This window comes from Paraburkholderia sp. RCC_158 (genome assembly GCF_041355255.1).
Taxonomy (GTDB): domain Bacteria; phylum Pseudomonadota; class Gammaproteobacteria; order Burkholderiales; family Burkholderiaceae; genus Paraburkholderia; species Paraburkholderia graminis.
In genome coordinates this window covers 192,158-212,280 of record NZ_JBFUPM010000007.1, presented here as the reverse complement: position 1 = coordinate 212,280, position 20,123 = coordinate 192,158, and the positions used below count along the sequence as shown (strand labels likewise).

The following is a 20,123-nucleotide window of genomic DNA, read 5'->3' as shown; positions in this document are numbered from 1 at the left end:
AGATTACGGAATTAAAGTCCGCATTGATTGTACCTGTCGGGCATTTATCGATTGAATGTCCGCAACTAGACTGCCCGGCATCACGTCACGCCTGGATGGACACATCATGACTTCTTCAATCGATCGACCCGCGTCAGCCCGCTGGATGGTGCTGCTCGGAGTGTGCTCGGCAGCCGTCGTGCTGCCGCTCAGTTTCTCGGCGGGAGCGATAGCAACGCCCGCGATCGGCCGCGCGCTCGGCGGCAGTCCTGTCGCGCTGAATTGGATCACCAACGCGTTCATGCTGTCGTTCGGCAGTTGCCTGATGGCCGCCGGCGCGCTGTCGGATCAGTTCGGCCGGCGCCGCGTGTTCCTCGCGGGCATCGCCGCGTTCGCGCTTTTTTCGCTGCTGCTGACGATCGCACCAGACATCGTCTGGATCGATGTGCTGCGCGGCGCGCAAGGCATCGCGGCAGCCGGCGCGCTCGCGGGCGGCTCGGCCGCGCTCGCGCAGGAGTTCGACGGCCACGCGCAAACGCGCGCGTTCAGCCTGCTCGGGACGACCTTCGGCGTGGGACTCGCATTCGGCCCGGTACTCGCGGGCGCGTTGATCGAAGCAGCGGGTTGGCGTGCGGTGTTTGCGTCGACGGCGGTCATCGGCGTGATCGCCCTGCTACTCGCGGCGCCGTGGATGCGCGAGACGCGCAATCCATCGGCGGGCCGGATCGACTGGCCTGGCATCGTCAGCTTCACCGCGATGCTGTGCCTGTTCACGGTCGCCATTCTCGAAGCGCCCGCGCGCGGCTGGTCGGACCCGGCGATCCGCGCGTTGTTCGTGGCGGCAGTGTTCGCGCTCGCGGCATTCGTCGCGATCGAGCGGCGCAGCGCGCATCCGATGCTCGATCTGTCGCTGTTCCGCTATTGCCGCTTTATCGGCGTGCAGATGCTGCCGATCGCGACCTGCTATTGCTTCGTTGTGCTGCTGGTGCTGCTGCCGATCCGCTTCGTCGGCATCGACGGTCATACGCCGTTGATCTCCGGCCTGATGATGCTCGCGCTCTGCGGTCCGATGCTGTTCGTTCCTTCACTCGCGGTGTGGCTCACGCGTCATGTGTCGCCGGGCGTCGTGTCGGCGGCGGGCTTGCTGATGTCGGCGGCGGCGCTTGTGTGGCTCGGCAGACTGCCCGCCGACGCCACCCCGTTCGCGATGCTCGCGCCGATGGCCGCGATCGGCATCGGCGCGGGACTGCCGTGGGGCTTGATGGATGGACTGTCGGTGAGCGTCGTGCCGAAGGAGCGCGCGGGCATGGCCACAGGCATCTTCAGCACGACGCGCGTGGCCGGCGAAGGGCTCGCGCTCGCGATGGTCAGCGCGGCGCTCTCGGCGTTGGTCAGTGCACGGTTGCGCGCGGCGCTGTCGTCGTTGTCGTCGTTGTCGTCATTGCCGTCGTTGCCCGGCATCGACCGGGACCGGCTTGCGGCCGCCGCTCAGCAGCTCGCGACCGGCGATCTCGCCGGCGCCGCGGCGCGACTGCCAGGCGTTCGCGCAGCGTTCTTACGCGAACAATACGTCGACGCGTTCTCGTTGCTCGCAGACGGGCTCGCCATCGTGACCGTGCTCGCCGCGCTCGCGACGCTGCATTACCTTCGGCCCGATCCGCAGACCGCAACGCGCATCACGAACGCACCAGTGCCGGAAGCCGCGGACCGATAGACGCCTCGCTAAAAAGCACGCACTCAACTGCGTCCTTTCGCTTGACTGGTTCCCGATCCGAGCGAGTTGCCGCTGCCGCTCGTCGGGGACTTTCCGGACAGCTCCGTTTGCTGCCGCTCCCGTCGTGCGTCTTCGCGCGCCTGCTCGGAGGGCTCGCGGCGAACGCCGCTTGCCTGTTGCCTATCGGCTTCGCCACGGCTCGGCATGGATGATTGCTTGGTTCGATTCATTGCGCCTCCTTTTTTGCGCCCGACTACAAAATACCGCTACGCCGCAAGCGCGATACCCGAGCGCGATTTTCGCGGCACATGCAGGGGCAGTCAGCGTAATAGCGGCGGCAACCAGCTCCGTTGATCCGCGCAATTGAAGGATTTACGAGTCGACGTGTACTTGCTACACCGCATCGGTTGCGTCATCCAGCAAGCGTCGGCGTGCGCGTGGCATACCGGTTGCGGCGAGAAATCAGCCGGAAGTGCTCGCTGCAACTCGCCAGCGAACCGGCAACGCCAAGTCATCCACGATCCAGCCTGGAGATTTCTATGAGCACAGGAAGACGCGCCAATAGCCCGTCGGGGCCGGGGAAACCGACCGCGGTTGAAACGTCGATCGTCAAGGAAGAGGAAGGAATAGTCGAACTAACGAACGAGGACGATGCGCCTGGCGGCGCCGAAGGTGTCCAGCCACAGCAGCAAGATGAGCAACGCCGCGACGACGGTTCCGCCGCTAAACCGTAAACAGGACGGCCGACCGAAGTACACCGAAGCAACGCCGAAGCAACGCCGAAGCAACGCCGAGACAACCACAGGACCGCTGCCACCGTTGATATATGATCGCGTTTTAACCTGCTGGAATGGCCTTCATGCAAGTCCTGGTCGACGCCGACGCTTGTCCCGCCGTCATCAAAGACATGTTGTTTCGGGCCGCGCGGCGTGCCGAAATACTCGTGACGCTGGTCGCAAACCAATATCTGCGCACGCCGCCGTCGCCGTTTATCAGGTCGATCCAGGTGCCGGCGGGTTTCGACGTGGCCGATGCGCGCATCGTCGAACTCGCCGCGTCAGGCGATCTCGTGATTACGGCTGACATACCACTCGCCGCCGCGGTACTCGACAAGGGCGCGCATGTGCTTGATCCGCGCGGCAACCGGTTCACACGCGAAAACATCCAGGAGCGTCTGACGATGCGCGACGTGATGGATCAACTGCGCAATACGGGTATCGATACGGGCGGCCCTGCGCCCTTCACCGCACGCGACAGCAAAGCGTTTGCGGGCGAACTCGACCGCTTCCTCGCGCGTCACGGCACGCCGCCTCGCGCGCCAGGTGGATAGGCCGCGAGCGAGTCAAACGCTTCAATACACCGGTGCCATGCCCGGCGGCCGGTGCTTGAAGCGCCGATGCACCCAGTAATATTGCTCCGGAAACCTAACGACCTGCTCCTCGAGAAACGCGTTCATTCGACGCGCATCGACCTCATCGCTGTCCGAGGGAAAGTCGGCGAGCGGCTCGAAGATCGTCAGCTTGTAGCCTTCGTAGTCCGGCAGTACCTCGGTCACGAACGGCACGACGCGCGCGCGCCCCAGTCGCGCGAGACGCGAAACAGCCGTCAGCGTGCAGGCGGGAACGCCGAAGAAAGGCACGAAAACAGAGTTGTCGACGCCGTGGTCCATATCCGCCGCGAGCATCACGTCTTTGCCCGAACGCAATAACGCGACGATCCTTTTGGCGCTCGACCCGCGCTCGATCATCTCGGCGCCGAACCGGCCGCGTTGCCGCTTTGCCAGCTCACATAGACCTGCGTTCGACATGCGCGTGTACAGCGACGCAATCGGCAGGCGCGTCGAGTACAGCATGCAGCCGACCTCGATGCCCACGAAGTGAAAGCCCATGAAGATGGTAGGCGGCGCGGACTCGTCGTCGAGATCGATTTTGCTTTCGATCTGCACGATGTCCCGGATCGATTGCGCACTGCCGAACCACTGGATGCCTCGCTCGAGATAGCTTCGGACAACATGACGAAAGTGCGCTTTCGCAAGCTGTTGATGTTCGTGCGCCGTCTTCTCGGGGAAGCAAAGCCGCAAGTTCACCAGCACGATGTGCTTGCGGCGGCCGGGAAGCGCATACAGCAGCGTGCCGATAACGATTCCAAGCCGTGCGACGAATTTATAAGGAAGTACGGAAAGCGTGCGTAGCAACGCCACGATGAGCGCAAGGCTGAGGCGTTTCAAAGGTTGTCCCCTACCGGTGGTAAGTGTTGGAAAGCGAAGTGCAGCAGCCGCCGTTTGACCGTTGCGACGGCCGCCGATTGCCTAAGAACAGGAATGTCTTCGCTCGAAATACCAACCGTGGACCGCACAGCCCAAGCGTGATTACCGAATGACTGGGACGACTCGCGAATCCCGGCAGTGTAACAGGCGGCTCAGTGGCGACTCACTTCACGATCGAGCCCCGAATCTTTGCGAGCGCATCCACGCCGGCGCGCCACGATGCAAACCGGCGCACCTGTAGCCCGTCAATGCAGATAGAGATAAGCGGCAATGTCGCGCGCCTGATCCTCGGTGAGGCCGAGATCGGGCATCGCGGTGCGCGGGCTGAACGCTTGCGGATGCATTAGCCAGCGCTCGAGGTTGGTCGCCGAATTGGCCGCAACTCCGCCGATGTACGTCCGTTGACGAAGGCCCATGAGCGGCGGCCCGACCAGGCTGTTGGCGCCTTCCACGCCCTCGATCGTGTGGCACGAGCCACAACCGGCGTGCACGATCAAGGCCTGGCCTCGAGCCGGATCGCCGCCGGTCAACGGCTCGCGTTGCGGCGTCTGTTGTCCGCACGCGCTCAGCATGAGGACGGCGAGACCCGTCATCGCGTAAGCAAGAGCCGCTTTAGCGACCGTGGCTCGCCGCGCCGCGAGCCCGCTCGCGCATCCACCAGTGCGTGCCAACGGAAATCGCCGGATCGTCATTGCGCGCATGGCTGAAGCACCCATTGCGGCAGATACTGCGCGAACAGCACGAACGTCGACAGCAGACCGACCAGCGTCGCAACCTGCGCGAGAAAATGTGCGCGCGCGGTGCTTTCCGCGGTGGCATCCGGTGGAAACAGGCCGCCCATCCAATGCCGCCACGCGCCGACGGTCGCCGCCGCGCTCAACACCGCGCTCGCAAGCGTCACGGCGTGCAGCATCCAGGTCGTGCCGGCATCGCACGATCGCGGCACCAGCGCATAGGTCAGCGACAGATTCGAGAGCGTCAGGAAAGGCGCGAGCAATAGCGCGGACCACACTGCCATGTCGATCTCCTCACAAACGCGGCGCCCAGTAGACAACTGCATAAATCGGCAGCCAGCTAAGCACGACGAAGTACCAGTAGGCGGCGTTCTCGCTGACGTCGACATAGCGCTTGCCTTCCACTGGCCCCGTGAACAGCAGGACGTCGAGCACGGCTGTGTCGAACGTATCGGTGATCAGGTGAACGGTATGCAAGCCCATCAGCATCCACAGCACGGACCCATAAGCGTTGTCGTACCAGGTCACGTTGAGCGCCTTGAACTCCAGCGCCCGCACGCCGAGAAAGGCGAACGAAAACGCGAGGCACACCAGCAGCCAGAGCCGCGACGCCGCGCGATCCTCCCGCTCCGCCGCGCGCTTCGCGAGATGGTTCGGCAACATGCTCACGACGAGGATCGCCGTATTCACGCTGCCCCATAGCAGGCCGGGGCCTGGCGCGTTCATCGGCCAGACGGAGGCGAGCGTGCGCAGATAGAAGTACATCATGACGGCGATGGCGAACACCGTCCCCTCGATCACCATCAGTCCCATCGTGCCCCACCACATCAGGCTGCGATGGCTGAAGCCATACGTCGGCAGCTCTCCGACGTGGATCGCCTTGCGGGCCGCGCGCGGCCGACCCTCGGCATAGCGCTCGTCAACGGTAGTCACGGGCGTTTCTCCAGCGCGAGATGCTGATCGGTTTCGCGCCGCCGCGGCCAGAACCACGCGGTCATCGCGATAGCGACGGGCACGGTGCCCCACACCACCGCCCACGGCGTGAAGATGGAGCCGATGAACAACACGGTGGTCGCCACGGCGCTGACGAACGGCCAGATGTTGGGCATCGGAAAGACCGGCCGATGATCCGGCATCGCGTCGAGAACGCTCGTCACCAGCACCTGCCGGCTATTCGAATCCAGTCCGCTGACGGTGGAAGGTTCGCGCGGCGCGTCCCACAGCGGATAGCCGCTATGCACGACCGGCACCTTCACGAAATTGCCGGCGTGAGGCGGCGACGCGGTGCTCCATTCGAGCGTTCCTGCGCCCCACGGATCGTCGCCGGCAACGAGTCCTTGTCGACGGCTATGCAGCACGTTGACGATAAACAGCAGCACGCTCACGGCGATAATCGACGCGCCGATCGTCGCGGTCAGATTCATCGTGTCCCAGCCCATTCCCGACGGATACGTGTACACCCTGCGCGGCATGCCATGCAGCCCAAGCAGATGCATCGGAAAGAAGGCGACGTTAAAGCCGATGAAGAACAGCCAGAAATTCCAGCGCCCGAGCGTCTCGTCGAGCAGGCGTCCGGTGAACTTCGGAAACCAGTAGTAGAACGCGCCGAATAGCGGAAACACCGCGCCGCCGATCAGCACGTAATGCAGATGCGCGACGACGAAATACGTGTCGTGCACCTGATAATCGAGCGACACCGACGCGAGCATGATGCCCGTCAGCCCGCCCAGCACCAGAATGAAAAAGAACGCGAGGACGAAGAGCATCGGCGTCTTGAAGCTGAGGCGTCCGGTCCACAGTGTCGCGATCCAGCAGAAAATCTGGATCGCCGAAGGCACCGCGATCATAATGCTCGCCGCCGTAAAAAAGCTCTTGCCGAGATCGGGCAGATTCGTCGCGAACATGTGGTGAACCCACAGTCCGAACGATAGAAACGCCGTCGCGATCAGCGCGAGCACCATCGCCGGATAGCCGAATACGGGCCGTCGCGAGAAAGTGGGAATGATGCTGGAGATAAAGCCGAGCGGCGGCACGAAGATCAGATACACCTCCGGGTGGCCGAAGAACCAGAAGAGATGCTGCCAGAGCACCACGTCGCCGCCCTCGCCGGGGTTATAGAAATGCGTGCCGACGAGGCGGTCGAGAATCAGCGCAGTACTGCCAAGCATCACCGACGGCATCGCGAACAGCACCATGAACGACGTCACGAGCACGCTCCAGACGAAGAGCGGCATGCGGTTGAGCGTCATGCCCGGCGCGCGCATCTTGAAGATCGTGGTGATCAGCACGATAGCCTCGAGGAGCGCCGACAACTCGGTGAAGGTGATCATCTGCGCCCAGAAGTCGATGCGCTTGCCCGGCGAATAGTCCGGACCCGAGAGCGGCACATAGGCGAACCATCCGGCGTCGGGACCGATGTCGAGTGCGAAGGCCACATACAGCATCAGTCCGCCGAACAGGAACACCCAGTACGCGTACGCGTTCATGCGCGGAAACGCGACGCTGCGCGCGCCGATCATCAGCGGCACGAGGTAGACGGCGACCGCCTGCATGACCGGCACGGCGAACAGGAACATCATCGTGGTGCCGTGCATCGTGAACAACTGGTTGTACATGTCGGGGCCGACGAGCCGGTTGCCCGGACGCGCGAGCTGCAGGCGCATCACCAGCGCGAGGATGCCGCCCGCCACGAAAAAGCCGAACGTCGTGGTCATGAAGCGCCGGCTGATCGTCTTGTGATTGATCGCGGCGAACACGCCCAGGAAGCCCGGCGGGTCGCGCCAGGTTGCTTCGAGCCTGTCGGCTTCCTGCGGGTCGGTTTGCGGTTCGTCGATCACGTCGAACCGGTCCGTCATCGAGGCATGATTCATCTGAGCGTCGCCATGTAGGCCAGCAGCGCGTGCAGTTCATCGGGCGCCAGCGGGTTGGGAGGCATCACGGTGCCGGGCTTGATGCGCTGTGCGTCGACGATCCAGCCGGCGAGATGTCCTGGTGTATTCGGCAGCGTGCCCGCAGCCAGTGTCTGCCTGCTTGCAACATGAGTCAGGTCCGGCCCGAGCACCGCGTTCGCACCGATGCCCTGCACCGTGTGGCACATCGCGCAACTGTGCGTGAGGAAAATCTGCTCGCCGCGCGTTTGGAGTTCGTTCGACGGCGGCGGCGCATCCTGGCGCTGATGCGCGAGCCAGGCCGCGTATTTATCCGGTGTCTCGGCGATCACGAGGAACGACATCAACGCATGTTCGTAACCGCAGAACTCGGCGCACTGGCCGCGATACTCGCCCGCGTGGTCCGCGCGAAAACGGATCGTCGCGGTGCGGCCGGGAATCAGATCTTTTTTGCCGTGCAGATTCGGCACCCAGAACGAGTGAATCACATCCGACGATTTGAGCGTGACGAGCACGGGCTGTCCGACCGGAATGTGCATCTCGTTGGCCGTAATGAACACGTTCGACGCTTGCGGGTCGTTGTACCGTATCTCCCACCACCATTGATGCGCGGTCACTTCGATCTGCACGGCATCGCGCATCGAAAGCCGCGCGAGTGCGCGGTCGGTCAGCACGTCGGCGAAAATGAGGCCGAACAGCAATACCGTCGACACGATCGTCGCGACGATGACCGCCCTTCTCAGGCCAGGTTCCGCGACCGCTTTCGGACCCACGGCGGAGTCCGCCTCGGTCGACATATCGGCGGGCGTTTCGCGCGTGCCTCGCGGCGCGCGCCACAGCGCCCAGAAGAAGGCGATCAGCACGGCGGCGAAGACTGCCGTGCAGACAATCACCGTCAGATTCAGCAGATCGAGGATGGTGCTCGCCTGGACACCGGCCGGTCGCAGCGCATCCTGCAATGGCGCGGCCCACGCCGACTGAACGGTTCCCGTTGCGGTTGCGATGGCGACGGCGCCGGATAGCGGAAGAACGACTCGCGCAGTCATGTCAGTGCTCCGCGGCGGGCGGCACCGAAGAGCGCTTCGGCTCTTCCGGCGGGCGCCGTTGTTCGGGCTTGCCGGCCTGCAGACTGTCGCTGCGCGGCGGTTCGATATCGGAGCGCAACTGGCCGCTCATCGAACGGACGTAGGCCACGATTTGCCAGATCTGATCGTCGGAAACGTGGCCGCCGAACGCGGGCATGCCGTTCGGCCTGCCTTGCTTGATGGTCGTGAACACGCTGGCCGGGTCCGCGCCGTAAATCCACTTATCGTCCATCAGCGCCGGACCCGAATCGCCGCTGCCTTGCGCGTGGCAACCACTGCAGTTGTACGCGCGAAACAGGCGCTTGCCTTGCGAGACCGCGTACGCGTTATTTTCATAGGGATTGCTAACGGTAGCGCTCACAGCGGCGGCCACGGGTTGAGTTGAGCTCGTCGTCACGGCGGAGGCGACGGGTTGTATCGAACTCATGGTCACCGCGGACGCCGCCGATGCAGCCGGAGGCGGCGTGTGCAATTGCCGCTGCTCGCGTTCGCAGCCCGCGAGGCACGCGACGCTCGCGATCACGGCCGGCGCGATGAGCCAGAGCGCCCGAGGCATCTGTCGACGAAAGCGGGCGGCTGTCATCGCGCACTCTCCCTCGCAGCCGACGACACTGGGCGCGGCGCGTCCACGCGAACCACGTTGTAGTCCGCGAGAATCGCATCGATCTCCGCGTGCCGACGATCGAGCGCCGCTTGCAGTTCATCGCGCAACGCCGGCTTCGCGCGGTTCACGCCGACCGCCACGGAGAATTCGAACGGCAGCGCCGAACCAGCCGGCGGGCGGGCTCGTTCGACCGTCAGCGGCACAGCGGCGCGATTCGCGAAATAGGCAAGCTGCGGGCCCCAGCCGAGTGCGACGTCGATGCGGCCCGCCGCGATGTCGTTCACCATGCGCTCGCTTGCGGGACCGTCGCCGTAGACGGTATAGCCGGTCACGTTGTCGGTCGCGCCCGCACGCGCGAGCGCGTAAGCGGGCGGCGTCGCCGCGAGGTCGTCGCCGATCAGTTGCACGCCGATGCGGCGCTGCGACAGCGCACGCGGTTCGAAGCCGTCGAGTGGCGGGTCCGCCGCGCGTTGCACGAACACATAACTCGACCGATAGTAAGGCCGCGTCAGCAGCAGACGCTCAAAGCCGTCGGGCACGCCGATGAACACATCGCATAAGCCCGCGCCGACCGTCTTGCGCACGAACCCGCGGCGTTGCGGAAGCCACGCGTAAGTGAGGCGCAGATGCAGGTCGCTTGCGAGCACCTGCGCGATGCGGTTTTCGAAGCCGCTGCCGTCTTCTTTCGAATACGGCAGATTGTCGGGATCGGCGCACACGCGCAGTTCGGTCGCGCCGGACGCGGCTTCGTCGACAGGTCGATGAGCGCATGCGCCAAGCGCAACGGCGAGCAAACCCAGCACACCGAAAATAACCGCACGCGGCAGCCCACCGCAACGCCGCGCAACACACATTTCAAGGAAGCGCGAACACATAGAGCGTGCCCCCCTTGGTCGTGCGTTGCGGCAGATCGCGCATCGCGTTGACGAAGCCCTTCGCCCCGGTGCCGTCGCGCGGATCGAGATTGTTCGAGACGATCGCGCCGGCCCACCCGCCGACGCCCGCGAGGATCGCGATGTATTCCTTGCCGTCCGGGCCGCGATACGCAACCGGCTGGCCGATGATCCCGGAGCCTGTCTTGAACTGCCACAAGAGCGCACCGCTGCGCGCGTCGACGGCTTTGAACCAGCCGTCCATCGTGCCGTAGAAAACGACGTCGCCGGCCGTGGCAAGCGCCCCGCTCCACACGGGAAAGTCTTCCTTGATCGACCACGCCTTCTTACCCGCAATCGGGTCCCACGCCGAGAACTCGCCGCGATTGCCTCCGGGCCCGGCGTACATTTTCGTATCGACGCCCACGTACGGCGTACCCGCGATGTAGCTCGTCGCGTAAGCCTCGGCGTCCTCGCACAGATTCTGGTGCGGGATATACAGCAGGCCCGTGCGCGGCGACCACGCGGACGGCTGCCAGTCCTTGCCGCCAGGCGACACCGGACAGATGTTGCGCACCGAATGGCCGACCTTCGGTTCGGTTGCCGGGTTGTATTTCAACAGCCCCGTCCTGAGATCGACGCCCTCGCTCGTCGTGATATGAACAAACGGTTTCGCCGACAACACTTCGCCGGTCAACCGGTCGAGCATATACACATAGCCGTTGCGATCCGGATGCACGAGCACTTGCCTCGGCTTGCCGCCGACGGTGAGCGTCAGCAGCACGTTTTCGTTGACGCCGTCGTAGTCGTGCAGATCGTGCGGGCTCCATTGATAGAACCAGCGCGCCTGCCCCGTGTCGGGATCGCGCGCGAAAATGCCGGCCGTCCATTTGTTGTCGCCGGGGCGCTGCTCGGGATTCCACGGGCCGGGGTTCGCGGTGCCGTAATAGATCAGGTTGGCGTCGGGGTCGTAGGAAATCCAACCCCACACATTGCCGCCGCCGATCTTCCACGCACCGGACGGCCAGGTCGTCACGCCGAGGTCCTTGCCCTTGTCCTGTCCGTACCAGGGCTTGAACTGATCGCCGATCAGCACGTCGCTGTCGGGCCCCGTGCTATACGCGCGCCAGACGATGCGGCCGGTCGCGGCGTCGAGCGCGGTCAGCCATCCGCGCACGCCGAGTTCGCCGCCGCTATTGCCGACCAGCACCTTGCCTTTGACGACGAGCGGCGCCATCGTCGTCGTCTCGCCGCGGCTGATGTCGCCGAGCCGCGTGCGCCACAATTCCTTGCCGCTCGCGGCATCGAGCGCGATGGTTTGTGCGTCGAGCGTGTTGATGAAGATTCGACCGTCCGCATACGCAGCGCCGCGGTTCACAACGTCGCAACACGCGACACCCTGCGCGCTCGCGTTGGGCGCCGGATCGAACTGCCATTTGACGGGAGCGCCGGGTTTCGTCAGATCGAGCGCATACACGCGATTGGGATACGGCGTGACGATGAACATCGTATTCGACACGACGAGCGGCGCCGCTTCCTGGCCGCGCAGCACGCCGGTCGAGAAGGTGAACGCGGGCTTTAACCGGCTCACATTCGATGTGTTGATTTCAGCGAGTTCGCTGTAGCGCGTGTTCTGGTAATTCTTCGCCGCCATCGGCCAGTCGCCGTCGCTGGTCTGAGCGCAGGCCGTCGAACCATAGGCGAGCGACGCCGCCGCTAACGCCGCCATCAGGTTCCGTACCGGTCTGGCCCACGCCATGATGCGCTCCCGTTGCAAGGCACTCGAGGCGCATCCAGCAAAATTCGTGCATGAGGGTGAGATCGAAGCGGAAGCGGCGTGTGCGTCGAACTGGCGGCGTCGATCACGCTGCTTTAGTGGCAGCAATAGCAACTGGTCCCGGACTATTTTTCAACGCATACCGGGCTGAAATGTTGTGGCCGACTGCCCGCCGCTTAGCCGACCTTTTGACTGCGCGTCGACTTGGCCGACTCGAGCGCCAGGCGCCTGACGGCCTCGACCGCTGCCTCGAGCGGAGCTATCTCGTCGCGCAGCGCTTCGGCGTCGTCGCTGTGCGTCGCTTCGGCAAGCGAAAGCCGCTCGCGTACCAGCAGCAGTTCTTCTTCGAGGCGCCGCACAGCGGACCACAGCGCGTCTTCGGCGCCGGAGCGCTGGCGCGACTCGAGCGACATCGCGGAAAACGCATGCCCGGTATGGCAGCGATACCTCAGCGGATACCCTTCGCCGATACGCCAGATCACGCCGCCGCACTCCGGGCAGGTCAGGCTCGTTCGGTGGCCGATCCGCTCCATTTCCGCGGGCGAAGAATAGCCGGTCGCTGCAATCTTCAGTTCCAGCGCGGCGCGCTCGCTTTCGTCCATGTCGATGCGCCTCGGTGTGCGGTCTGTCAAGGCCCTGACGATGGCCGGACCGATGTCGTCAATCGGCGCGACCACGTCGGGGGGAACAGCTTTAAGCGCAGCGTCGGGCATGTCGGGCGCCGCGCAAGTCGACGGGTCCTGAACGATGGTGAAGCCGCCGCACGCGTGAATCGCCTTCAGTCCCGCCGCGCCGTCGTCCAGTTTGCCGGTCAGCACGACGCCGATCGCGCGAGCGCCATAATTGACCGCCGCCGAACGAAACAGCGGATCGGCGGCCGGGCGCGCGAAGTTTTCCTTGGGTCCGGTCGACAGCACCACCGTATCGTCGCGCAGCAACATGTGGCGGTCGGGTGGCGCGACGTAGATCGTGCCCTTCTCGATTGCTTCGCCGTCCGATGCATGGACTACCGGTAGCCGGCTGTCCGACGCAAGCAGATGTGGCAACTGGCTCGGCCACGTGCCGACGTGCATGACGATGAACACGCTCGCCGGAAGATCGGCCGGCAGCACGCCGACGATCTTCTTCAGCACCTGAAGGCCGCCGAGCGACGCTGCAACGACGACGATGTCCCGCCCATTCGAAATCTTTGCCATGAATGCCCTCCGCTGGAGAGGAGCAGCAAATGGCAAGCCTGTCGTCCGGCGCGCGCGGCCTTTTTGGCTGCGCACGCGCGCAATCGCCATCAGCTCAGCTTAAAACCAGTGTCATGACCGCCTGACGGATTGTCCTTGCCTCGATGATTCAACCCATTGCCTGCGGCACTACGGCTACGGGATTCGCCCGTTATCGCGTGCCGACTGTCAGCGCCCTGAAAAGCATCTGATGGTCGAACGGCTTCTGACAACGCTCGTACTGACGATACTCTCCATCGACGGCGTCCGCGCCATAACCGGTCACGAATACAAAGCGGATATTGCGCGACACAAGCGCATCTGCGACCCGGTATGACTTCTCGCCGTTCAGATCGACGTCGAGAACTGCGACGTCGACCTGCTCCTTGCCTTCTTCGATCATGGCCACCGCTTCCTGCGCGCCCGAGATGGGACCGACGACACTGGCTCCCGCGTCCTCAAGCGCACTCGACAGCGCCAGCGCAACCAGGTAGTCGTCTTCGACCACCATGACTCGCCGGCCCTGCAGCAATTTGGCGACACTGCCCATTTCTATCCCTCCTGCGAACCGCTGCGCACGCGTGGCGATGGCAGCGGTATCTCAATGTGACATGAGACGCCGTCGGTCTTGAACGCGAGTTCAGTCGTTGCATGCAGCGTGAACTTCAGCGCTTTCTCGATCAGCCGCCGCCCGAACCCCGTTCTCGACGAGTCGGGCACTGAGCGCAGACCGCTCTCGGTCCAGTCGATCACGAGCGAGGCGGCACCGGACGCCGTATTGCGCACGTCCCATGTGACTTCGAGCCGCGCCTCGCAATCCTTGAGCGCGCCGTACTTGACGGCATTCGTCGCCAGTTCGTGCAACACCAGCGCGACCGTCTGCACGTTGCGGAATCCGAGCGGCACAGGCGGACCGGCCACGGCGATCCGCTCGCTGTCCGCGACCCCCAATGCCTCCAGTTCCAGCCGCACGATGTCGGTCAGATTGATGAGATCGCCGTTCGCTTCGCCGATAAGTCCCTGCAAACGTCCGAGCGCCGCGAGACGGCTGATGAACGTTTCGAGCGAGGGAGCGGCCGGAAGCGTCTGCTGTGCGATCGACTGGATGACAGCCAGCAGATTGCGGGTGCGATGCTGCAACTCGGCAATGAGGACACTCTGCCTTTCTTCAGCATGGATCATTCCCGTGACGTCGACGAACGCGACGACGACGCCGTCCGTTGCACGGTCGCCGTTGCGATACGGCGCGAGGCGGATCAGAAAGTGCGTCAGCCCGTCGTTACTGCTCACGTGCCGTTCGCGCGGCGCATTGGTGCGAAAGACGGTCGCAATGTCCTTCTCGAGCCCCGGCAAATCGAGGCGGCTCGCGAGTTCGGTGATCGGCCGGCCGCGATCCGTCGGGCGAATGTGGAAGATGCCGTTCATCGCCGGCGTGAACGAACGGATCACCAGGTCGCGATCGAGAAACACGGTCGCAACCGACGTGCTTTCAAAGAGATTCTGCAGATCGGTGTTCGCCCGGTCGAGCGCTTCGATCTTGCCGTTCAGTTCGAGATTGACGGTATGCAGTTCCTCGTTCAGCGAAACGAGTTCTTCTTTCGACGCCTCCAGTTCTTCATTGGACGACTGCAGTTCCTCGTTGACCGACACGAGTTCCTCGTTCGACGACTTCAGTTCCTCGAGCGCGGTTTCGTATTCCTCGATCATCGACTGCAAGCGTTCGCGCGTGTCGCGCAATTCTTTTTCGGCTTCGGCCACCGTGCCGTCGCGCGGCAACTGCGCGCGTGCGATGGCTTCTTCGCGGCTCAGACCCGGGCCTTGATCCGCGAACACGACGAGGTACATCCGCTCGTTCTGCGGGTTTCCGTTCAGCGGTTCGACCGTCAGACTGAGAATCTGCACGCGGCCGTCTTCTCCCTCGACCGCGACGCCGTCGCGCGTCACCGCTCTGCCCGATTCGACCGCTTCGCGGAACACCGAGCGCAGGTCGAGGCCGAGACCCTTGCGCGCCATCGCAAAGAGCTGGCGCGACGGGACGCCGGGCGCGGCTTCCAGATACTTGCCGGTGCGGCTCGAAAAGTAGACGACGTCGCCGTCGCGCGTGGCAAGCACGTGCGGCGGCGTGAACCGCTCGAGCATGTGTGTATCGACCGTATGACGCATTGCGCCGCTGCCGAGCACGGGCCGGCCGGGCGCGAGCGCGGCCGGATGCCCGACGCGCAGCGCAGAGACGGTCATGGGCAAACGGATCTGCGGCGACACGTCGGCGCGACGGCGGAAGATCCGGTGCTTCTTCTCGACAGCCACGAACAGTTCGTCGAACTGACTGACGTTCTCCGACGTGCCGAGAAAAAGGTAGCCGCCTGGACGCAACGCATAGTGGAACGTCGGGATCACCTGGTTCTGCACGTCGGCGCCGAGATAGATCAGCAGGTTGCGGCACGACACGAGGTCGATACGCGAAAAAGGCGGGTCGCGAATCACGCTATGCGGCGAGAAAATGCAGAGATCGCGTACGTCCTTGGCCAGTACATAACTGCTGCCCTCGAGCCGGAAAAAGCGCTGCCGGCGTTCCTCGGAAACGCCGTCGAGCAGCGCTAACGGATAACGCGCCGCGCGTGCCACGGCGAGCGCGCCGTCGTCGATGTCGGTTGCGAAAATCTGCACGCGCGGCGTATCGGCCTGGCCGTCGAAATGCTCGCGCATCAGAATCGCGATCGAATAGACTTCTTCGCCGGTCGCGCAACCGGGCACCCACACGCGAACCGTGTCGGCCGAACTGCGCCCCTCGAACAGCTTGGGAATCACGACGCTCGCGAGCGTCTCGAACGCCTGCGCATCGCGAAAGAAACTGGTCACGTTGATGAGCAGGTCGCGGAACAAAGCGGTGACTTCCTGCGAGTCCGTGGAGAGCCGCGCCACGTAGGCGTCGGGCGTGCCGATCTCGAGGACCTGCATGCGCCGCTGCACGCGGCGCACGAAAGTCTTGACCTTGTAGCCGCTGAAATCGTGTCCGACCTGGTTGCGCAAAATCGCATAGATCGCTTCGCGCGCCACGTCGAACTCCGACGTTTGAGCTTGCGCGGTCGCGTTTCCGGCCAGCCCGTCGAGCATGAAGGCGCCCGTTGCGAAGGTGGCGAGCTTTTCGCCCATCTGCCCGACCGGCACGGCGAAATCGACGAGTCCAGTGGCGATTGCACTGCCCGGCATGTCGGGATGCTGCGGGCCGAAGCCGTCCGCCGCCTGCGCGAGCGTCAGTCCGCCACGCTCCTTGATGGCCTTGATGCCCAGCGTTCCGTCCGAATCCCCGCCGGACAGCACGACGCCGGCAGACAGTTCGCCGAACTCCGCGGCGAGGCTGCTGAACAGAACGTCGATCAGCTTCCGTTCCCGCCGATGACTGTCCTGCGGCTGAACATGAAGCGCGCGTTTCTCGACGCTCAGCACGGCGTCGGTCGGTAACAGGTACACGTTATCGACTTCGATCTGCATACCATCGGTAATGACGTGCACCGGCAACGACGTAAATCGCGCGATGATTTCCGGAAGCAGGCTTTCGCGGTCCGGACTCAAATGCGTGACGATCACGAATGCAAGGCCGGGGGCTTGCGGCATGCCGCGGAAAAATCCTTCGAGTGCTTCGACAGCCCCCGCTGAAGCGCCCACGCCCACTACTGGAAAGTTATTTGCTGGCATCATGACTTCTCCGCCAGCAGAGCGCGTTCCCGCGCACGGGCGCGCTGCTTGCGCTTGAGGCTCGCGGCGTCGCCGCTATTGTCCGCAACCGCGCGGCCGGGGGTTCGTTCCTGCAGCAGGCGCAGGCCCGCGCGCACGACTTCGCTGGCCGTGCCATAACGGCCAGAGGCGATTTCTGTTTTGATAAACGAAGCGAGATGCTCCGTCAGGCTAATGCTTATTGCGTACTTGGCCGGCATGGCGTTTCGAATCGCGAGGGTGGTTGTTTATACTACCCTTGCGATTCCCACCTGGCATGAATTTTTGCAGACGTTTCCGACTTGGCGGCGCTTGAACGCGGTTCTACGGCCCGAGCAAATTCCGCAGTCCCGATGCCGTCACCGGCCGCGAAAACCAGAAGCCTTGCGCCTCGTCGCAACCGAGCGTCTGCAATTGTGCGGCCTGCTCCGGTGTTTCGACGCCTTCGGCCGTGACGCGCAACTCCAGCGCATGCGCCATCGCGATGATCGCGCCGACCAGTGCAAGACTTTGCGGATCGTTGCCCATGCGCGCGACGAACGAGCGGTCTATCTTCAGGCGGTTCAACGGAAAACGCGTCAAATAGGCGAGGCTGGAATAGCCGGTGCCGAAGTCGTCGACGGCAATTTCGACGCCGAGTTCGCGTAATGCGTGCAAGGTTTCCAGCGCCTGGTCCACATCGCCGAGCAACGCGCCTTCGGTGATCTCCACTTCCAGGTAAGACGGATCGAGCGCGGCCTGGTCGAGCGCGTCGCGAATCGTGTCGAACAGGTCCGGCCGCCGGAACTGCTGCGGCGACACGTTGACCGCCACGCGCGGCAAGTTGCCGGTCAACCGCAGCAGCCTGCCCGCTTCGCGACAGGCGGTGCGGATCACCCACTCGCCGATCTGCTCGATCAAGCCGGACTCTTCGGCGACCGGCACGAATTCCGCGGGGCTGATCATGCCGCGCTGCGGATGATTCCAGCGCAGCAGCGTTTCGACTTGCGCGATGCGTCCGTTGGCGAGCGTCACCTGCGGCTGATACACGAGATGCAATTGCCGGCGCTCCAACGCTTCGCGCAGCATCGTCTCGATCTGGAAGCGGCGCGCGGCCTGTCCTTCGAGCGCCGTCGAAAAACGCCGGACCGCATTGCCGTTCACCGCCGACGCCGCCGACAGCGCGACGCCCGCGCGCCGCATGAGCGTGGCCGCGTCGCCGCCGTCGTCCGGATACGCGGCGATGCCGATGCTCGCCGCGATGTTGAGCGCCGTGCCGCCATAGTCGATCGGCTCGGCGATGCGCGCGAGCGCCTCCGCGGCGAATGCGTCGGCGGCGGCGCCCGTTTCGTTGATCAGCAGCGCGAACTGCGTGCCGCCGATCGACGCGATCGTGCCGTCGTTGGGAAAAAGTCCACGCAAGCGTTCGCCGACGATCTGCAGCACCAGTTCGGCCGCATGCAGGCCGAGCGCGTCGCGGAGCTTGCGCAGATGATCGAGTTCGGCGATCAGCACGGTAAAGGATGTGTGGCTGCGTGCGCAGCGCGAGATCGTCAGTTCGAGGCGTTCGGTGAAGAGCGTCTGATTCGGCAGACGCGTGACGCCGTCGTGATGCGAGACGTACCAGAGGCGCGCCTCGGACTGCGCATAGCGCGTCATGTCGACGACCACGCCGACGTAACGCGCGTCGGACGCGTGGCAGGCTGTGGCGTCGGAACATGCAGGCAGCGGCGACAGCGCGAGTACGACGCGCACCGGCGTGCCGCTGCGTCGCCGGTACGTCCATTCGCCCTCGTAGCGAGCGTCGATGTCCGCGAGCGACGGCAGTTCGGCGCGGCGTCTCGCGAGTTCGGCGGGATCGTGCAGCGATTCGAAGCTGCGCCGGCCGATCAGTTCGTCGGCGCTCCATCCGGTCAGCTTTTCTAGCGCCGCGTTGACGAACTGAAAGGTGCCGCGCTCGTCGCAAATGAACATGCCGAAGGGAGCGGCGGTCAGTGCGGCGGCTAGTGCCGAGGCCGGCGCTTCTTGTGCAAGACGCGACTCAGCTTGCGTCCCGCCGGCGTGGGTCGTGTTCAAAACGCGGTGTCTGTGCGGTGACTACGACGCGCGCGGCAATGCCGCTTCGATGAATACCGCGCACAGCGCCTCCATGCCCTTCGCGTCTTCTTCGTCGAAGCGCGCGAGGACCGGGCTATCGACGTCCCATACGCCGATCAGCGTGCCGTCGGGCGCGACGAGCGGCACGACAACTTCCGATTGCGACGCCGAATCGCACGCGATGTGGCCGGGGAATTCGTGGACGTCGCGCACGATCTGCGTCTCGCGCGTTTGCGCGGCCGTGCCGCAGACGCCTTTGCCGAGCGCAATGCGCACGCACGCCGGCTTGCCCTGGAAAGGCCCGACCACCAGTTCGCGGCCGTCATGAAAGTAAAAGCCGGCCCAGTTCAGATCGCTCAACGAATGGAACACGAACGACGAGAAGTTGGCCGCGTTGGCGATCCAGTCGGTTTCGCCGGCGAGAAGCGCGCGCGCCTGCGCGACGAGTTCTTCGTATTGCGCGGCCTTGGGCAAGTGCGATGCGGAGGAGACTTCGAACATGACGGGTCCGTGATGAAGGCGGGAAACGATGCAACGTGGCGCTCCAGTGTAAAGCAAGCAGCTTGCTCGATCACTGGAATGCGGCCACTACGACTCGACGCCGACGATCACGCTCGACGCCTTGAAGATTCCCGTCGCCGCCTGGCCGACCGCGAGGCCGAGGCGCTCGACGCTCTCGTTGGTCACGATCGCGGCGATCTGCGCGCTGCCCGCGCCGATCGTTACTTCGGAATTCACCGCGCCGGTCGTCACGGCGGTCACCGTGCCCGCGATGCAATTGCGCGCCGACACCTGGTCCTTCGATACGTCGACCATCACGATCACCGACGATGCCTTCACCAGCGCAAACGCCTGCTTGCCCACGGCGAGCCCAAGCGTTTTAGCGCTGCCGTGCGTGATGATGGCGACGATGTCGAGGCCGTCGGCGGTTCGCAGCGTGACCTCGTCGTTGACGGCGCCGTGCGTGAGCTGAACTATTTCGCCTGCGAACTGATTGCGTGCGCTCGTTTTCATGTTGGGCTCCTTTGGAGTTTGGGAAGCGCTGATGTGTTGCTTTAGCTGGCGGTCAAGTGTAATGGAAGGCGCAACGCCGTATCATCGTGCCCTTGCAGTCTCCCTTGCACTCTCTTTGCCGAACTCATGTCTTTAGCCGTTCCTTTTCGCGTTGTGCGCGTTGTTTATTTTGGGCGCGTTGTGAGC

The 20,123-nt window shown here is 64.2% G+C and carries 19 protein-coding genes; 3 read left to right on the top strand and 16 right to left on the bottom strand.

Annotated elements, in window-relative coordinates; translation table 11 throughout:
• The first annotated feature begins 106 nt into the window (after positions 1 to 106).
• From AB6809_RS16440 to AB6809_RS16430, 3 genes are all read left to right on the top strand, one after another.
• Positions 107 to 1,693: an MFS transporter gene (locus AB6809_RS16440; RefSeq protein WP_371026869.1), complete on the top strand. Its 1,587-nt coding sequence runs from the start codon at positions 107 to 109 to the stop codon at positions 1,691 to 1,693.
• A gap of 539 nt (positions 1,694 to 2,232) precedes the next feature.
• Positions 2,233 to 2,427, top strand: coding sequence for a hypothetical protein (locus tag AB6809_RS16435; RefSeq protein WP_035570246.1), 195 nt, complete (start codon positions 2,233 to 2,235; stop codon positions 2,425 to 2,427).
• A gap of 125 nt (positions 2,428 to 2,552) precedes the next feature.
• A complete protein-coding gene (locus AB6809_RS16430; RefSeq protein ID WP_006048326.1) occupies positions 2,553 to 3,023 on the top strand; it encodes a YaiI/YqxD family protein in 471 nt (156 codons plus the stop codon).
• 21 nt (positions 3,024 to 3,044) lie between these two features.
• On the opposite strand, the gene AB6809_RS16425 is transcribed toward AB6809_RS16430, so the two are convergent.
• From AB6809_RS16425 to AB6809_RS16350, 16 genes are all read right to left on the bottom strand, one after another.
• Positions 3,045 to 3,920: a lipid A biosynthesis lauroyl acyltransferase gene (locus tag AB6809_RS16425; protein WP_029969940.1), complete on the bottom strand. Its 876-nt coding sequence runs from the start codon at positions 3,918 to 3,920 to the stop codon at positions 3,045 to 3,047.
• Between the two features lie 284 nt (positions 3,921 to 4,204).
• Entirely contained in the window at positions 4,205 to 4,630 is a 426-nt protein-coding gene (locus AB6809_RS16420) for a c-type cytochrome (protein ID WP_310034577.1), read from the bottom strand.
• Positions 4,631 to 4,647: 17 nt separating this feature from the next.
• Complete coding sequence (locus tag AB6809_RS16415; protein WP_029969942.1) at positions 4,648 to 4,977, bottom strand: hypothetical protein; 330 nt, start codon at positions 4,975 to 4,977, stop codon at positions 4,648 to 4,650.
• Between the two features lie 10 nt (positions 4,978 to 4,987).
• A complete protein-coding gene (locus tag AB6809_RS16410) occupies positions 4,988 to 5,626 on the bottom strand; it encodes a cytochrome c oxidase subunit 3 (RefSeq protein ID WP_029969943.1) in 639 nt (212 codons plus the stop codon).
• Positions 5,623 to 7,548 carry a cytochrome c oxidase subunit I gene (gene ctaD / locus AB6809_RS16405; RefSeq protein ID WP_029969945.1) on the bottom strand — a complete coding sequence of 642 codons (1,926 nt, stop codon included), beginning with the start codon at positions 7,546 to 7,548 and terminating at the stop codon, positions 5,623 to 5,625. The genes AB6809_RS16410 and ctaD overlap by 4 nt, the downstream gene beginning before the upstream one ends.
• Before the next feature lie 11 nt (positions 7,549 to 7,559).
• The gene (gene coxB / locus AB6809_RS16400; RefSeq protein ID WP_310034584.1) at positions 7,560 to 8,627 is read right to left on the bottom strand and encodes a cytochrome c oxidase subunit II; all 1,068 of its coding nucleotides are present in this window, start codon (positions 8,625 to 8,627) and stop codon (positions 7,560 to 7,562) included.
• Position 8,628: 1 nt separating this feature from the next.
• Positions 8,629 to 9,249 (bottom strand): c-type cytochrome, encoded by a 621-nt coding sequence (locus AB6809_RS16395; protein ID WP_006048333.1) that lies wholly within the window; start codon positions 9,247 to 9,249, stop codon positions 8,629 to 8,631.
• On the bottom strand, positions 9,246 to 10,073 hold the full coding sequence (locus AB6809_RS16390; protein ID WP_310034585.1) for a substrate-binding domain-containing protein: 828 nt from the start codon (positions 10,071 to 10,073) through the stop codon (positions 9,246 to 9,248). The genes AB6809_RS16395 and AB6809_RS16390 overlap by 4 nt, the downstream gene beginning before the upstream one ends.
• 52 nt (positions 10,074 to 10,125) lie before the next feature.
• Complete coding sequence (locus AB6809_RS16385; RefSeq protein WP_029969950.1) at positions 10,126 to 11,901, bottom strand: methanol/ethanol family PQQ-dependent dehydrogenase; 1,776 nt, start codon at positions 11,899 to 11,901, stop codon at positions 10,126 to 10,128.
• A 194-nt stretch (positions 11,902 to 12,095) separates the two neighbouring features.
• Positions 12,096 to 13,115, bottom strand: a complete 1,020-nt coding sequence (locus tag AB6809_RS16380; RefSeq protein WP_029969951.1) for a chemotaxis protein CheB — start codon at positions 13,113 to 13,115, stop codon at positions 12,096 to 12,098.
• Between the two features lie 190 nt (positions 13,116 to 13,305).
• A complete protein-coding gene (locus AB6809_RS16375) occupies positions 13,306 to 13,683 on the bottom strand; it encodes a response regulator (protein ID WP_006048337.1) in 378 nt (125 codons plus the stop codon).
• 2 nt (positions 13,684 to 13,685) lie between these two features.
• Positions 13,686 to 16,832: a CheR family methyltransferase gene (locus tag AB6809_RS16370; RefSeq protein ID WP_029969952.1), complete on the bottom strand. Its 3,147-nt coding sequence runs from the start codon at positions 16,830 to 16,832 to the stop codon at positions 13,686 to 13,688.
• On the bottom strand, positions 16,829 to 17,068 hold the full coding sequence (locus tag AB6809_RS16365) for a type II toxin-antitoxin system ParD family antitoxin (RefSeq protein ID WP_029969953.1): 240 nt from the start codon (positions 17,066 to 17,068) through the stop codon (positions 16,829 to 16,831). The genes AB6809_RS16370 and AB6809_RS16365 overlap by 4 nt, the downstream gene beginning before the upstream one ends.
• Positions 17,069 to 17,171: 103 nt before the next feature.
• Entirely contained in the window at positions 17,172 to 18,821 is a 1,650-nt protein-coding gene (locus tag AB6809_RS16360; RefSeq protein ID WP_051154042.1) for a bifunctional diguanylate cyclase/phosphodiesterase, read from the bottom strand.
• 102 nt (positions 18,822 to 18,923) lie between these two features.
• Positions 18,924 to 19,424: a GAF domain-containing protein gene (locus AB6809_RS16355; RefSeq protein ID WP_006048341.1), complete on the bottom strand. Its 501-nt coding sequence runs from the start codon at positions 19,422 to 19,424 to the stop codon at positions 18,924 to 18,926.
• An 87-nt stretch (positions 19,425 to 19,511) separates the two neighbouring features.
• Positions 19,512 to 19,937 carry a molybdopterin-binding protein gene (locus tag AB6809_RS16350; RefSeq protein ID WP_006048342.1) on the bottom strand — a complete coding sequence of 142 codons (426 nt, stop codon included), beginning with the start codon at positions 19,935 to 19,937 and terminating at the stop codon, positions 19,512 to 19,514.
• Positions 19,938 to 20,123: the final 186 nt, after the last annotated feature.

Excerpts from the sequence above, each read along its gene's own strand:
- AB6809_RS16440 (WP_371026869.1), top strand. The coding sequence starts at position 107 with ATGACTTCTTCAATCGATCGACCCGCGTCAGCCCGCTGGATGGTGCTG.
- AB6809_RS16435 (WP_035570246.1), top strand. The coding sequence starts at position 2,233 with ATGAGCACAGGAAGACGCGCCAATAGCCCGTCGGGGCCGGGGAAACCG.
- AB6809_RS16430 (WP_006048326.1), top strand. The coding sequence starts at position 2,553 with ATGCAAGTCCTGGTCGACGCCGACGCTTGTCCCGCCGTCATCAAAGAC.
- AB6809_RS16415 (WP_029969942.1), bottom strand. The coding sequence starts at position 4,977 with ATGGCAGTGTGGTCCGCGCTATTGCTCGCGCCTTTCCTGACGCTCTCG.
- ctaD (WP_029969945.1), bottom strand. The coding sequence starts at position 7,548 with ATGACGGACCGGTTCGACGTGATCGACGAACCGCAAACCGACCCGCAG.
- coxB (WP_310034584.1), bottom strand. The coding sequence starts at position 8,627 with ATGACTGCGCGAGTCGTTCTTCCGCTATCCGGCGCCGTCGCCATCGCA.
- AB6809_RS16395 (WP_006048333.1), bottom strand. The coding sequence starts at position 9,249 with ATGACAGCCGCCCGCTTTCGTCGACAGATGCCTCGGGCGCTCTGGCTC.
- AB6809_RS16385 (WP_029969950.1), bottom strand. The coding sequence starts at position 11,901 with ATGGCGTGGGCCAGACCGGTACGGAACCTGATGGCGGCGTTAGCGGCG.
- AB6809_RS16380 (WP_029969951.1), bottom strand. The coding sequence starts at position 13,115 with ATGGCAAAGATTTCGAATGGGCGGGACATCGTCGTCGTTGCAGCGTCG.
- AB6809_RS16375 (WP_006048337.1), bottom strand. The coding sequence starts at position 13,683 with ATGGGCAGTGTCGCCAAATTGCTGCAGGGCCGGCGAGTCATGGTGGTC.
- AB6809_RS16370 (WP_029969952.1), bottom strand. The coding sequence starts at position 16,832 with ATGATGCCAGCAAATAACTTTCCAGTAGTGGGCGTGGGCGCTTCAGCG.
- AB6809_RS16365 (WP_029969953.1), bottom strand. The coding sequence starts at position 17,068 with ATGCCGGCCAAGTACGCAATAAGCATTAGCCTGACGGAGCATCTCGCT.
- AB6809_RS16355 (WP_006048341.1), bottom strand. The coding sequence starts at position 19,424 with ATGTTCGAAGTCTCCTCCGCATCGCACTTGCCCAAGGCCGCGCAATAC.
- AB6809_RS16350 (WP_006048342.1), bottom strand. The coding sequence starts at position 19,937 with ATGAAAACGAGCGCACGCAATCAGTTCGCAGGCGAAATAGTTCAGCTC.